This is a genomic window from Amycolatopsis mongoliensis (assembly GCF_030285665.1).
GTDB lineage: Bacteria > Actinomycetota > Actinomycetes > Mycobacteriales > Pseudonocardiaceae > Amycolatopsis > Amycolatopsis mongoliensis.
On the sequence record NZ_CP127295.1, the window covers coordinates 2,265,818 to 2,279,453 of the forward strand.

General features: G+C 70.7%; 14 protein-coding genes. 4 read left to right on the top strand and 10 right to left on the bottom strand.

Annotation, left to right across the window (positions count from 1 at the left end):
* Window positions 1-2: 2 nt before the first annotated feature.
* On the top strand, window positions 3-527 hold the full coding sequence (locus QRX60_RS10940; protein WP_286000657.1) for an RNA polymerase sigma factor: 525 nt from the start codon (window positions 3-5) through the stop codon (window positions 525-527).
* The gene (locus QRX60_RS10945) at window positions 520-1,404 is read left to right on the top strand and encodes a VOC family protein (RefSeq protein WP_286000658.1); all 885 of its coding nucleotides are present in this window, start codon (window positions 520-522) and stop codon (window positions 1,402-1,404) included. The genes QRX60_RS10940 and QRX60_RS10945 overlap by 8 nt, the downstream gene beginning before the upstream one ends.
* A 418-nt stretch (window positions 1,405-1,822) precedes the next feature.
* Here the strand turns inward: QRX60_RS10945 and QRX60_RS10955 are convergent, their stop codons facing one another.
* The 3 genes from QRX60_RS10955 to QRX60_RS10965 form a co-directional block, all read right to left on the bottom strand.
* A complete protein-coding gene (locus tag QRX60_RS10955; protein ID WP_286000659.1) occupies window positions 1,823-3,589 on the bottom strand; it encodes a gamma-glutamyltransferase family protein in 1,767 nt (588 codons plus the stop codon).
* Between the two features lie 44 nt (window positions 3,590-3,633).
* Window positions 3,634-4,026, bottom strand: a complete 393-nt coding sequence (locus tag QRX60_RS10960; protein WP_332845831.1) for a VOC family protein — start codon at window positions 4,024-4,026, stop codon at window positions 3,634-3,636.
* Between the two features lie 124 nt (window positions 4,027-4,150).
* Window positions 4,151-5,455 carry a UDP-glucose dehydrogenase family protein gene (locus QRX60_RS10965; protein WP_286000660.1) on the bottom strand — a complete coding sequence of 435 codons (1,305 nt, stop codon included), beginning with the start codon at window positions 5,453-5,455 and terminating at the stop codon, window positions 4,151-4,153.
* Window positions 5,456-5,597: 142 nt separating this feature from the next.
* On the opposite strand from QRX60_RS10965, the gene QRX60_RS10970 reads away from it, so the two are divergent.
* Window positions 5,598-6,356 (top strand): SDR family NAD(P)-dependent oxidoreductase, encoded by a 759-nt coding sequence (locus QRX60_RS10970; protein ID WP_286000661.1) that lies wholly within the window; start codon window positions 5,598-5,600, stop codon window positions 6,354-6,356.
* Between the two features lie 84 nt (window positions 6,357-6,440).
* Here the strand turns inward: QRX60_RS10970 and QRX60_RS10975 are convergent, their stop codons facing one another.
* The 3 genes from QRX60_RS10975 to QRX60_RS10985 all read right to left on the bottom strand — a co-directional run bounded on the left by QRX60_RS10975 (window position 6,441) and on the right by QRX60_RS10985 (window position 9,458).
* Window positions 6,441-7,100, bottom strand: a complete 660-nt coding sequence (locus tag QRX60_RS10975; RefSeq protein ID WP_286000662.1) for a class I SAM-dependent methyltransferase — start codon at window positions 7,098-7,100, stop codon at window positions 6,441-6,443.
* Between the two features lie 6 nt (window positions 7,101-7,106).
* A complete protein-coding gene (locus tag QRX60_RS10980; RefSeq protein ID WP_286000663.1) occupies window positions 7,107-7,736 on the bottom strand; it encodes a PadR family transcriptional regulator in 630 nt (209 codons plus the stop codon).
* Window positions 7,737-7,817: 81 nt separating this feature from the next.
* Window positions 7,818-9,458 (bottom strand): TM0106 family RecB-like putative nuclease, encoded by a 1,641-nt coding sequence (locus tag QRX60_RS10985; protein WP_286000664.1) that lies wholly within the window; start codon window positions 9,456-9,458, stop codon window positions 7,818-7,820.
* Window positions 9,459-9,547: 89 nt separating this feature from the next.
* Here QRX60_RS10985 and QRX60_RS10990 point away from each other — a divergent pair, with 89 nt between their 5' ends.
* Window positions 9,548-10,009: a DUF6474 family protein gene (locus QRX60_RS10990; protein WP_286000665.1), complete on the top strand. Its 462-nt coding sequence runs from the start codon at window positions 9,548-9,550 to the stop codon at window positions 10,007-10,009.
* Window positions 10,010-10,063: 54 nt separating this feature from the next.
* On the opposite strand, the gene QRX60_RS10995 is transcribed toward QRX60_RS10990, so the two are convergent.
* Genes QRX60_RS10995 through QRX60_RS11010 form a run of 4 tightly spaced genes read right to left on the bottom strand, consistent with a single transcriptional unit; the run spans window position 10,064 to window position 13,611 of the window.
* Window positions 10,064-11,032 carry a glycine betaine ABC transporter substrate-binding protein gene (locus QRX60_RS10995; protein WP_286000666.1) on the bottom strand — a complete coding sequence of 323 codons (969 nt, stop codon included), beginning with the start codon at window positions 11,030-11,032 and terminating at the stop codon, window positions 10,064-10,066.
* Window positions 11,029-11,808, bottom strand: coding sequence for an ABC transporter permease (locus QRX60_RS11000; RefSeq protein WP_286000667.1), 780 nt, complete (start codon window positions 11,806-11,808; stop codon window positions 11,029-11,031). The genes QRX60_RS10995 and QRX60_RS11000 overlap by 4 nt, the downstream gene beginning before the upstream one ends.
* Entirely contained in the window at window positions 11,805-12,971 is a 1,167-nt protein-coding gene (locus QRX60_RS11005) for an ABC transporter ATP-binding protein (RefSeq protein WP_286000668.1), read from the bottom strand. The genes QRX60_RS11000 and QRX60_RS11005 overlap by 4 nt, the downstream gene beginning before the upstream one ends.
* The gene (locus QRX60_RS11010) at window positions 12,964-13,611 is read right to left on the bottom strand and encodes an ABC transporter permease (RefSeq protein WP_286000669.1); all 648 of its coding nucleotides are present in this window, start codon (window positions 13,609-13,611) and stop codon (window positions 12,964-12,966) included. The genes QRX60_RS11005 and QRX60_RS11010 overlap by 8 nt, the downstream gene beginning before the upstream one ends.
* Window positions 13,612-13,636: the final 25 nt, after the last annotated feature.

The following is a 13,636-nucleotide window of genomic DNA, read 5'->3' on the forward strand; positions in this document are numbered from 1 at the left end:
GTGTGACGGAACCTCGGGTACGACCGGACCCGGCCTTCGCGCTGCTCGGGCTCTACGAAACCGCCCTGCCGGAGGTCTACGGGTACCTGTTGTCCCGGTGCGGTGACCGCACGCTCGCCGAGGAGCTCACTTCCGAGACGTTCCTCGGGGCGGTCGCCGCCTGTCGCAAGGAGTACGCACCTCCAGTGAGCACCGGGTGGCTGATCGGCGTCGCCCGGCACAAGCTCGCCGACCACTGGCGGCGCAAAGAACGTGAGGAACGCGGGCTGCGGCTGGTGCACGACAGTGAGCCGGACGTCGACGACCCGTGGGACGAGCAGCTCGACGCCCTGCGCGCGAGACAGGTGCTCGAATCCCTCGGGTCGCACCACCGCGCGGCCCTGACCCTGCGGTACGTCGACGGCCTGGGCGTGCCCGAGGTCGCCGGCCATCTGGGGCGCAGCGTGCACGCCACCGAGGCGCTGCTCGTGCGGGCCCGTGCCGCGTTCCGGCGCGCCTACGAGGAGAAGGAGGGTCGCGATGCCTGAGCCTTTCGACGCGCTTCGCCGGCCCTCCGAGCGGGTCGACCCCGACCCGGACTTCGCCGCCGAACTGCGCGACAACCTGCGTCGCGTCATCTTGAACGGAGCCGATATGACGACCACCGAAGCCGCCCCGGCGGCCACCGCCGAACTGCGTTCGCTGACGCCCTACCTCGCCGTGCCCGACGCGCGGGCCGCGCTCGACTTCTACGTCGACGTCTTCGGCGCGACCCGCCGCGGCGAGCCGATCCTCATGGACGACGGCCGCATCGGGCACGCCGAACTGGCGATCGGCGACGCGGTGCTGATGCTCGCCGAGGAGTACCCGGAGATCGGGCACGTCGCACCGCAGAGCGGGGGCGCGTCGGTGCGGGTGGAGGTGCCGGACGCGGACGCCAGCGTGGCCCGGGCAGTGGAACTGGGCGGGACGCTGATCCGCGCGGTCAGCGATTCGCCGTACGGCCGGGGCGGCTCGTTCCGCGACCCGTTCGGCCAGCGCTGGCTGGTCTCGCAGGCAGCGCCGAAGCCGCAGCCGACGCCGAAGCAGGGCGAGGCCATGTACTTCACGTTCCAGGTCCCGGCCGACGAGCCCGCGAAGACGTTCTACGGCGCGGTGCTCGGCTGGCAGTTCTCCCCCGGCTCGGTCGAAAGCGCGTGGAACATCCAGGGCCACGGCTTGCAGGGCGGCCTCTGGGGCGGCCCGGGCCGCCAGGTCGGCTGGAAGCTGATGTACGCGGTGGACGACCTCGACGCGGCGCTCGGCCGGGTCCGCGAGCAAGGCGGACAGGCGGGCGAGGTCGAGACCCACCCGTACGGGCTGACCGCCGACTGCACCGACAACCAGGGCATCGAGTTCTACCTCTGGCAGCAGCCCGCCAAGTGAGCGATCCCCTCCGCCGGGCCGTGCTTTCGGGCGCACGCTCGAAGGCATGGCCGGGCAATGGACGCCACGTGACCACGACGAGCTGACCGCGGGCTGGCGGTTGTGGCTCGAACTCGGCTCGTCGGCCTGGCCCCGGCCGGACTGGGACGGCCGCACCGTCGAATAGGGCCTGTCGGGGCCACCTACCCAGCCCCCGCCCTCTCCGGGGGACCGGCCCCGCTTCCAGCGTATCGGTGGTGGGGGCGCAAAAGGGGTGGTGCGGCGAATCTGTGGATAGCCAGGGTGGATGTGGACAACTCGGCCGTGCCAGGGCAATCGCGCTTGACAGGGGCTGCGTGAACCGCCGGCACTTCGCCGAACACGCCCTCGGCGTGCGGACACTGCTCGCCGAGGGCGGGGGCTGGGCTTCACTGACCTTCTAGCGCCCGGCCGCGTAGCCCTGCATGCCGCGGGCGTTGGCCGCTGCCCGCAGCAGACCGTCGGAGCGCGAAACCGCCGACAACCGGCCCAGGGCCCAGTCGCCCGCGTCCAGGACCTGGTGGCCGCGGGCGCGCAGGGCGTCCAAAGTGGACGCACCCAGCCGGGACTCGACCACCAGCTCGCGCGGGTTCCACGAGCGCGGGTAGAACGAGCTCGGGAACGCCGTCGTGTGCCAGGCCGGCGAGTCGATCGACTCCTGGAGGTTCAGGCCGCCGTACACGTGGGCCAGCCAGAAGCACAGCTGCCACTGGTCCTGCTGGTCGCCGCCCGGGGTGCCGAACGCCAGCGTCGGGACGCCGTCGCGCAGGGCCAGCGACGGCGACAGCGTGATGCGCGGGCGCTTGCGGGGCGCCAGCGAGTTCGGCAGGCCCTGTTCCAGCCAGAACATCTGCCCCCGCGAATCGAGGCAGAAGCCCAGCGACGGGATCGTCGGGCTCGACTGCAGCCAGCCGCCCGACGGCGTCAGCGACACCAGGTTGCCCGCCGCGTCGACGACGTCGAGGTGCACCGTGTCGCCGCGGGTCTGGCCCTGGGGGCCGATCGTCGGCTCGCCCGTCGCGCCGCCCTCGACCTGCACGCCCTGCAGCGAGTCCAGGATCGCCGGGAGCCGGGCCGGACCACGAGCGTCCCCGGGGCGGAGTTCGGCGGACGCCGTGTCGGTGATCAGGGCACGCCGGGCGTCGGTGTATTCAGCGGAGAGGAGCACGTCCAGCGGGACGTCCGTGTCGCCGTACCAAGCCTCGCGGTCCGCGAAGGCCAGCTTTGCCGCCTCGACCGCCAGGTGCACCGTGCGCTCCGACGCGACGCCGTCCACAAAGGACAGTTCGTCGCGGAAGCCGTGCATCAGCAGCGCCTGCTGCAACAACGCCGGCCCCTGCGTCCAGCCGCCCATCTTGACCAGGCGCCAGTCGCCGACGTCGACCGAAGCCGGTTCTTCGTACGACGCCGACCACGACGCCAGGTCGTCACCGGTCAGCAGGCCCGCGTGGTCGCGACCGGAGTCGTCGCGGAAGGCCTGCCGGCTGAACTTCTCGATCGCTTCAGCGACGAAACCCTGTGACCAGGCACGACGTCCCGCGTCGATCTGCGCTTCCCGGCCGGAGACGGACTCCGCCTCCCGCAGGAGACGTTCCCAGGTGTCCGCCAGCGCCGGGTTGCGGTGCAGGCCGGACGCGGGCTTGCCGTCCGGCAGCCAGAGCGACGCCGACGTCGGCCAGTGCTCGACGAACAGCCGCTCGACGGCGCGGATCGTGTCGCCGACCCGCGAAACCAGCGGGACGCCGTTGCGCGCGTAGCCGATCGCGTACGACAGCACCTCGCGAAGCGACTTCGTGCCGTAGTCGCGAAGCAGCAGGAGCCAGCCGTCCCACGCGCCGGGGACGGTCGCCGGGAGCAGGCCGCTGCCCGGGATGAGGTCCAGCCCCAGCGACGCGAAGTGCTCGGGCGTGGCCCCCGCGGGCGACGGGCCCTGGCTCGCCAGCGCCCGCGGGGTCGGGTCGTCCGCCGTCACGAAGAGGCCGGGTACCTGGCCCGCCGGGCCGCAGAGGTGCGGCTCGGCGACCTGCAGGACGAACCCGGCCGCGACCGCCGCGTCGAACGCGTTGCCGCCGTCCTCCAGCACCGCCATCCCGGTGGCCGAGGCCAGCCAGTGCGTCGATGCCACCATCCCGAAGGTGCCGGCCAGCTCCGGCCTCGTCGTGAACATGCCCCGATAGTACGCATTGCTAAGGAACTTTTGCCAGACAGCGCTTACCAAGACGTCGGGCGACGCCGATCCGGCTCGTACGGCTGCGTGATGATTTCCATCCCGTTCCCACCGGGATCGAGGAAGTAGACGCCACGGCCGCCGTGGTTGTGGTTGATTTCGCCGAGCTGCTTCCCCATCGGGTCGGCGTGGTAGGTCACGCCCGTTTCGACGAGCCGCGCGAAGACGGCGTCGAAGTCGTCCTCCGGGATCAGGAAGCAGTAGTGCTGCAGGCGAAGGTCCTCTTCGGGGACGGTCGCGAAGTCCAGCCGGACGCCGTTGCGCGTCTCGACGGGGATGAACGGACCCCATTCCTCCCCGACTTCGAGGCCGAGCAGGTTCGCCAGGAATTCGGCGGATTCCCGGTTGTTCCGGGACGGGACGATCAGATGGTTCAATTCAACGGATACGGAAACTGACACGATTGAAATGCCTCCACGGGCACTCCCGCCACCTCCATGCCTCACCCAGCCGGTGACCGACACGCGATGCCGTGCGGCCAGCCTAGCCAAGAGAGGGCCGTCAAGAAACCTTGATTCGCGCCGCCGCCCGCGGCCGGCCCACGCCCTGCCAGGAGAGCCCCGCGTCGACGATCACCCGCGGGTCGAGCAGGTTGCGCGTGTCGACGACGTCGATGCCCTCCATGAGCTCGGCCATCGCCGCCCAGTCGAGGTGCTTGAACTCGGCCCACTCGGTCAGCACGACGACGACGTCCGCGTCCTTCGCGACCTGGTAGGCGTCGTCGACCACGGTCATCCCGTCGATCCCGCCGTCGACCGCCGGGTCGTAGGCGACCAGTTCGGCACCCAGCGCGCCCAGCACCGATGACACGGCGAGCGCGGGCGAGTCGCGCAGGTCGTTCGTGCCCGCCTTGAACGCCAGGCCCAGCACGCCGATCCGCGCGCCGGCCAGGGTGCCGCCGACCGCACCGGCGATCTTCGCGACGATCCGGTCGCGCTGGGCGATGTTCTCGTCGATCGCCGAGGTCAGCATGCGGAAGTCGTAGTTGACCGACTCGGCGACCTTGACCAGCGCGCTGGTGTCCTTCGGCAGGCACGAGCCGCCCCAGCCCGGGCCGGGCTTGAGGAACGTCCGGCCGATCCGGCGGTCGTGGCCCATGCCCTCGGTGACGAGGTCGATGTCCGCGCCGAGCCGTTCACAGAGCTCGGCGATCGAGTTGACGTAGGACAGCTTCAGCGCGAGGTAGCAGTTCGCGGCGTACTTCACGAGCTCCGCACTCGCCGCGTCGGCGACGACGACCGGCGCGTCCAGCTCCGCGTACAGCTCGCCGACCCAGTGCGCGGCGGCGAAGTCGGCCGAGCCGACGACGATCCGGTCCGGGCCCAGGAAGTCCGCGACCGCGGTGCCCTCGCGGAGGAACTCGGGGTTCGACACCACCGGCACATCGGCCCGGCCGAGCATCTGCTGAATGCGCTTCGACGTGCCGACCGGCACGGTCGACTTGGTGACCAGCGCACAGCCGGCGGGCAGGACGTCGCCGATCTCGGCGGCCACCGCCTCGACCGCGCGCAGGTCCGCGGAACCGCCCGCCCCCATCGGCGTCGGCACGCAGAGGAACACCGCCTGGGCGTCGCGGACCGCGTCCCGCGCGCCGACGACGAACTGCAGGCGCCCGGCCGAGATCCCGCGGGCGACCAAGTCGGCCAGCCCCGGTTCGAGGATGTCGACGCGCCCGGCGGCCAGCCGGGACACCTTCGCGCGATCGACGTCCACGCAGGTGACGAAATGCCCGAGACTGGCCAGGCAAGCCCCTGTGGTCAAGCCGACGTAACCGGTTCCTACCACCACGATCCGAGCTGGCGTCATGCCGCTGAAGGTGACAGCCGGAGTTGACCACGACGCTAACGGAACCGGTCGCCCCCGGGAGCGGTGAGCGAAGACACGAACCTCGCCTGCGAACGAGCGTTAACCTGGGTCGGCGAATCGGATCACGAAGGGAACGGCGAAGATGCAGATCACCGACACCGCGGCGCTCGTCACCGGGGGCGCGTCCGGCCTCGGCGGGGCGACGGCGAAGGCCCTCGCGGCCCAGGGCGCGCGGGTGTTCGCGCTCGACCTGGCGCCGTCCATCGAGAGGGCCGAGCAGGTCGACGGCATCACCTACGTCGAGGCCGACGTGACCGACGTCGAGCAGGTCGAGGCCGCCGTCGCGACCGCGGCCGGCTCCGGGGTGCCGCTGCGGACCGTGGTGAACTGCGCCGGCATCGGGCCGTCCGCGCGGATCCTGTCCAAGAAGGGCCGCCACGACCTCGCGCTGTACGCGAAGGTCATCCAGATCAACCTGATCGGCACGTTCAACGTCCTGACCGTCGCGGCCGAGGCGATCGCGCAGACCGAGCCCCTCGAGGACGACGCCCGCGGCGTCATCATCAACACCGCGTCCATCGCCGCGTTCGACGGCCAGATCGGGCAGGTCGCCTACGCGTCGTCCAAGGGCGGCGTCGTCGGCATGACGCTCCCCGCGGCTCGCGACCTGGCCTCGCAGGGCATCCGCGTGCTGACCATCGCGCCGGGCATCGTCGACACCCCGATGCTCGCCACCGTCAGCGACGAGTTCCGCGCGTCGCTCGCCGCCGGCATCCCGTTCCCGAAGCGCCTCGCGCGGCCGGACGAGTACGCGCAGCTCGCGCTGTCGCTCATCGACCACGACTACCTGAACGGCGAGGTCGTCCGGATGGACGGCTCGCTGCGAATGGCCCCGCGCTAACCCCGAGGTCGTCACTTTCGTAGGGAAAGTTCGGCTCGAGGGGCCCCGGAGGCCGAACTTTCCCTAGGAAAGATGCGTTTTGTCTCAGCGGGTGAGACGGACTTCCAGGCCGATGCCGTCGGCCGTCACCGAGCAGCCGCCGAACGCGCTCTCCGCGGCCAGCGCCTCGAACTGCTCGCGGGTGAACGCGCGGCGCCGGAGCCAGCCCAGCGTCTGGCGGACGGTGAAGCCGGCCACCGCGCCGACGTTCATGCCTTCGACCTCGCGGGCGATGTCCGCGCCGGTGGCCTCGTGGTTCAGGTCGTGGATCACCGCGAACCCGCCCGGGCGCAGCACCCGGTGCATCTCGTTCAACGCCGTCACCGGCTGCCGGAAGTTCTTGAACGCGGCCTGGCAGACCACGAAGTCGAACGACTCGTCGGCGAACGGCGCGTGCGTGACGTCTCCTTGCCGGAAGTCGACCTCCACCCCGGCCTGGCCGCTGTGTTCGATGGCGATCTCCACCATCGTGTGGCTGATGTCGAGCCCGGTGACGTGGAAGCCGCGCTTCGCCAGCTCCACGGCGAAGAAGCCCGGCCCGGGCGCCACCTCCAGGACGTCGGCACCCTCCTTCAGCCCGGACGTGACCTCGGCGGCCTGCCGGCGGTACTGCGCGAGCTGCGGCCCGGTGCCCCGGTTCTTGGCATACCAACGGGCCTGGAAGCCCTCCATCTCGGGCACCTTGTGCTTGCGGGTCGTCTCCATCGGTTCCTACCTCTCCACGAACTCCCCCAGGTCGTCCGGGAATTCGCCGGTTTCGTGAAAGCGCCGCCAGGCGTCGATGCCCGGCAGGGCGCCGGTGGTCAGTTCTTCGAGGAAGCCGCGCGCCCAGCGCGCCTCGGCCTCCGTCATCGCGATGTCGTACTCGACCTCCACCAGGAACAGCCGTGGCATCAGCGGACGCAGCTGCTCCAGGGCCGCCCGCTGCGCCCCGACGTGGTCGTCGAGCTGCTCCAGCCGCTGCCGCAGCAGGCTGATCGCCTGGTCGGGGCCGAGGACGCCGATCATCGACAGCCCGGACCGGAACCGCGGCGGTTCCTTCTCGACGGTGCCGACGAGCTCGCGGACCCAGTCCTCGAACTCCTCGCGCCCGGCCGGGGTGATCCGGTAGACGGTCCGCTCGGGCCGCCCGCCGTCCTTGACGCTCTCGACGGCCTCCAGGAAGCCGTGCTTTTCGAGGTTCGCGACGACCGTGTAGAGCGAGCCCCACTTGATCGGCATGTCGGCGTCCTTGCCGCGCTGCTTCAGCACGGCCGCCATCTCGTACGGGTGCATCGCGCGTTCCAGCGCGACGGACAGCACGGCCAGGCCGAGCATGCTGCCGACCTTCCGCTTCTTCATGCCGACTCCTCGTTCACGAGTACTCGCAGACGAGTATACGCAAGACGTGCCAGCAGACAAGTGTCTTAGTCGACGAACTACTCAGAGATCGAACATGTACGGGACTTCGGTCTGCGCCCGCGCGCTGATCCACTCCCGCAGCGCGCGCGTCGCCAGGACGTCATCCTCGTTGTAGCGCAGCAACCGCTCGCGCTGCGCACCGTCCGGCGTCTCGCCGTCCATGCCGACGGCGTCGCGGTACCAGCGCATCGACGCCTCGCCGCCCGCCTCCGGATCGCGCCAGGAGAAGCCGGCGACCGGGGCGATCACCTTGAGGCCCTTGCCGTGGGAGCAGAGGAACTGGTCGGTGACGCTGCGGAAGAGGTCGACCCACTCCTCGGAGTCCACAAAGGACTGGATTTCCTTCTTGTCCGGGATGCCCGGGTGGTCACCGAAGCGCTCGACCGAGCCGAAGAGCCAGCGGTTCTCGGCGAGCGCGTTGTAGCAGTACGCGCGGAAGGTCAGCCCTGCCGCTTCGGTGCGCTCACGGACGTCGGTGAGCCAGGCCCAGAACTCGGCGAAGGACCGGGCCTCGTCGTCGGTGGGCAGCGGGTCCCACGTCGCGAAGGCGCGGTAACCGGGCTCCAGTCCGATGTCGGCGCCGGTCAGCAGGCAGCCCCAGAGGTACGCGCCGGCGTCGCCGAAGCTCTCCATGTCGACGTCGACCTCGACGTCCGCGCGCGGCACCTCGACGCGGTCGACGCGGCGCACCAGGGTCAGGTCGGCCAGCCAGGCGCGGGCGAGCACGACCGCGTCCGGGAACGACACGCCGGTCCAGTTCACCTCCGGCGCATCGCCGGCGGGATCGAGCGCGGCCAGCTGGTCCACAGTGGACACGCCGGCGCGGCGCAGCTCCACCGCGTCCTCGCCGCGGACCACGAGGCTGACGTCGCGGGAGTCGGTGAGCACCACCTCGCACGTCGGCCACCACGGGCAGCGGCGGCACTCCAGCACGCGCGACGGCTCGGCCAGCGGCTCCTCGCCGTTCGCGGCCGCCGTGGCGATCGCGAGCCGGTCGGCGAACCGGGCCTGGTACTCGGTGAGCGCGCTGCGCCCGCCCGGCCAGGTGCCCGCGGTGAGGTCGTGCCAGACGACGACGTCGGCGTCGAGGCCGATGACGCCGCCCAGGGCGAGGCTCTCGTCGGCCTGCCCGAGCGTCTGCAGCATGCGGCGGATGTGCACGAGCCGGAGCTGGTCGCGCGGCTGCGACCGGACCTTGCGGCCCTCGTCGGCGCCGCGGTGCGCCGGGTCGAGGTCGGTCATCCCGGTGACGACGGCGCCGGTGCCGCGGTCGGTGATGCGGTGGCGCACGACGAGCACCGGGACGTAGCCGCGGCCGGTGCGGACGAGCAGGTCGATGCCGCCGCGCCGGTGCCCGGCCGGGTCGACCGGCAGCAGCGCGCCCCAGATGTAGCGGGCTTCGGCGGCGAAGGCCTGTCCGGTGAGTTCGACGCGCTCGTGGGCCGCGAGGTCGCGGCCGATCTTCACCCAGTGGCCGGGGTTGGCCGCCATCAGCCGGGCGACGATGTCCTCGCGGTGGGCGGTGGCGTCGTCGATCCGCTGCTGCGCGGTGGGGTCCGGCGGGGAAAGCGGTACCTCGCGCATCGCGGGGTCGTGTTCCAGGTGCACGCGGCGGCGGCAGCGGCTGACCGCTCCCGCGTCGAGTACCACCTCGCCCTTCATGGAGATCACTCTAGATTCCCACCGCCGAGCCGACATGCCCGCCACCCGGGCGACCAGTAAGTTCGTCCTCACACGTCGCAGGAGGTGCCATGGCGCGCAAGGCCAAGGTCGAGGGTGATGCCAGGTTCACCCCCAAGAAGGCGAAGAACGCGGTCGCGGTGGCGAAGGTGCTCGGCCCGGCCGTGATCCCGGTGGTCGCGCCGTTCGCGGTGCGCGCGGCGGGCGCCGCCCGGGAGGCGTACGACCGCTACCAGGCACGCAAGCTGGGGGTCTCGGTCGACAAGCTGGGCGAGTACACCGGCCGCGGCGCGGCGCTGCACGCGCGCATCGCCGGCGTTGCCGACGGCTGCCGCGACCTCCAGAAGTCCGAGAAGGCGTCGAAGGCCGACCAGGAGTTCGCGAAGGACACCCTGAGCACGCTCGAGCAGCTGTCGGCGTCGGTCCGGGCGGCGGAGCGGATGCCGGCGGCACGGCGCAAGTCCGTGCACCGCGCGGTGCACGGCGAGCTGGAGCGGCTGGAAGGCCAGCTCCTCCACCGCCTCGGGATCTGACCCGGACACGAAGACGGCCCCCGGTGCGCGCACCGGGGGCCGTCTCGCGCCTGCCTACTTCACGAAGCCCTTCTTGACCATCCAGTCGTGGGCGACCTTGCCCGCGTCCTGGCCGTCGACGTCGACCTGCTTGCAGAGCTGGACCATCTGCTCGTTGTCGATCGCCGCGCTGATCTTCTCCAGCGGGCCGCGCAGGTCCGGGTGCGCCTTGATGAAGTCCGTGCGCAGCGTCGCGACCGCGTTGTACTGCGGGAACGCCTTCTTGTCGTCCTCGAGCACCCGCAGGTTGAGCCCGGAGATCCGGCCGTCGGTGGTGAACACCTCGCCGACCGGGCACGTGCCGCCCGCGACCGCCGAGTAGATCGTGCCGATGCCGAAGTTCTCGATCTTCGGGTTCTGGAAGCCGTAGGCCTTCACCGCGGCCGGGAACCCGTCCTGGCGGCTGGTGAACTCCGTCTCCAAGCAGAACACCGCCTGGTCCGGCTTCTGCTTGATGAACGCCGCGAGGTCGGACGTCGTCTTCAGGTTGTTCTGCGCGCCGTACGCCTCGGTGACGGCGAACGCGTACTGGTCGTTGAGCGGCGAGTAGTTCAGCCACGTGACGCCGAACTTCTCTTCGTCGGCCTTGGCCGTCGCGTCGTACTGGGCCTTCTCGCCGCCGGGCACCGGGAGCTCGTTGCCCTGGTAGTTGATCCAGCCCGTGCCGGTGTACTCCCAGGTGACGTCGGTCTGCCCGGACAGCAGCGCCTGCCGCGACGAGTTGGAGCCCTTGATGTCGGACAGGTCGACGACGTCCGCGCCGGCCGCCGTCAGGGCCATTTCCGCCATGTACGCCAGGATGATGTTCTCGGTGAAGTCCTTCGACCCCACCGTCACCTTCAGGCCCTGCAACGACGGGATCGGCTGGATCGTGCCCGGCTGGATGTCGTACGGCACCGCCTGGTTGACCGTCAGCCCGCACGACGAGAGCGTCGCGCCGAGCACGGCCGCGCCGAGGACTGCCGTGATGCGCCGGAGTTTCATCGCAGCCCCTTCGGTCCGAAGTACTGTTCGGCGACCGCGCCCAGCCAGTCCACCAGCAGCGCCAGCGCCACGGCCAGCACCGAGCCGGTCACCAGCACCGAGGTCAGGTTCAGCTTGTAACCGGTGTCGATCAGCAGCCCGAACCCGCCGGCGTTGACGAACATGCCGAACGTCGCGGTGCCGACGGCCAGGACGAGCGACGTGCGCAGGCCGGCCAGGATCAGCGGGACGGCGAGCGGCAGCTCGACCCGCCACAGCACCGCGGCTGCCGACATCCCGATGCCGCGGCCCGCGTCGATCAGCGACTCGTCCACCTGCTGGATGCCGACCATCGTGTTCCGCAACACCGGCAGCAGCGAGTAGAAGGCCAGCGGCAGCGCCGCCACCCACAGCCCGCCGACCGCGCCGGTGACGATGAACCACAGCACCAGCACACCGAGCGCGGGCGCGGCCTGGCCGATGTTCGCGATGGCCAGGAAGACCGGCGCGAGGAAGCGCGCCCACGGCCGCGTCACGATCACCCCGAGCGGCACCGCGACCAGCACGACGATCGCGGTCACCACGAGCGTCATCAGCACGTGGTCCCACAGAGCAGTGAACAGCGAAGACGCGTTGAGCGTCTCCTTCTCGGTCGCGGTCAGCCCACTGGAGAACACCCAGACCAGCGTCACCGCGACGATCACCAGCACCACGATGGGCTGCGCGAACAGCCGGACGCGTTCCGCGCGTTTGGAGCCGGACTCGGTGCTGAAACCGGTATCGACGGCAGCCGTCATGCGGACACCTCTTCGTCGTTGGTGTGCTCCTCACGCAGCTGCTGGATGGTCGCGATCACGGTGTCGAGCTGGATGGTGCCCGCGTACTCGCCGCGCGCGCCGGTCACCGGCACCGAGCCGCCTTCGGCGAGCATCGCCTCGAGCGCGTCCTGCAGCGTCGACTGCAGGCTGACGATGTCCCGCAGCGGCTTGCCGACCGACGTCATCGATGTCGCCGACGTCAGCTCGCGGACGTGCGCCCAGCGGAGCGGGCGGCGCCGCCGGTCGAGCACCAGCGCGAAGTGCTTGCGCTGGTCTTCGAGCTTCTTGCGGATCTCGGCCGGGTCGTCGTCGACCGTCGCGGTCAGCGCGTCCTGCGCCAGCTCGACGTCCCGGACCCGCAGCAGTGTCAGCTGCTTCAGCGACGCGCCGGCGCCGACGAAGCCGGCGACCGTGTCGTTGGCCGGGTTGGCCAGGATCGCCTCGGGCGTGTCGTACTGCATGATCGTCGACTGGTTGCCGAGCACCGCGATCTTGTCGCCGAGCTTCACGGCCTCGTCGAAGTCGTGCGTGACGAACACGATCGTCTTCTTCAGGTCCGTCTGCAGCCGCAGCAGCTCGTCCTGCAGGTTGCCGCGGGTGATCGGGTCGACCGCGCCGAACGGCTCGTCCATCAGCAGCACCGGCGGGTCCGCGGCGAGCGCCCGCGCGACGCCGACGCGCTGCTGCTGCCCGCCGGAGAGCTGGCGCGGGAAGCGGTCGCGGAAGTCGGCCGGGTCGAGCCCGACCAGGTCCATCATCTCCTCGACCCGGTCGTTGACCTTCTTCTTATCCCAGCCGAGCAGGCCCGGCACCACCGCGATGTTCTGCGCGACGGTGAAGTGCGGGAACAGCCCGGCCTGCTGGATGGCATAGCCGATCCGGCGGCGCAGGGTGTCGACGTCGAGCTTCAGCGCGTCGTCGCCGCCGATGGTGATCCGGCCGGACGTCGGCTCGATCAGCCGGTTGATCATCCGCATCGTGGTCGTCTTGCCACAGCCGGACGGGCCGACGAAGACCACGATCTTGCCGGCGGGGACGACCATCGAGAAGTCGTCGACCGCGGGCTCGCGGGTGCCGGGGTACCGCTTGGTCACGTGCTCCAGCTCGATCTCGACGCCGGAGACTTCCTCGTTCTCAGCCACGGACACCCCTAGAAATGGTGAAGCGCTTGATCAGGACGTAGACGCCGTCGAGCAGCAGGGCGAGGATGACCACCCCGACCGTGCCGGTGACGGCTTGGTTCAGGGAGTTCGTGCTCCCCGCGTTCGTGAGCCCGGAGAAGACCTCGGCGCCGAAGCCGGGCCCCTTCGCGTAGGCGGCGATCACCGCGATGCCCATCAGCATCTGGGTGGCCACCCGCATGCCGGTGAGGATCGCCGGCCAGGCCAGCCGCAGCTCGACCCGGGTGAGCACGCCGAGGCGGCTCATCCCGATGCCGCGCGCGGCATCGGTGATCGCCGGGTCGACGCCGTCGAGCCCGACGATGGTGTTCCGGACGATCGGCAGGAGGCCGTAGAGCACCAGCGCGATCACGGCCGTCGTCGGACCGAGCCCCGAGATCGGGATCAGCAGGCCCAGAAGGGCGAACGACGGGACCGTCAGGATCGTGCTCGCCAGCGCCGTGGCCACCGCCGAACCGATCGGGCTGCGGTAGACCGCGATCCCGATCAGCACGCCGAGTACGGCCGCGAGGATCGTGCACTGCACCACCATGCTGGTGTGCAGGTAAGCCTCCAGCCAGAGCTTGCTCGCCCGGTCGGAGATGTAGTCGAAGAGGTTCATCCGTGTCCGCTCTCCCGCCTTTGCG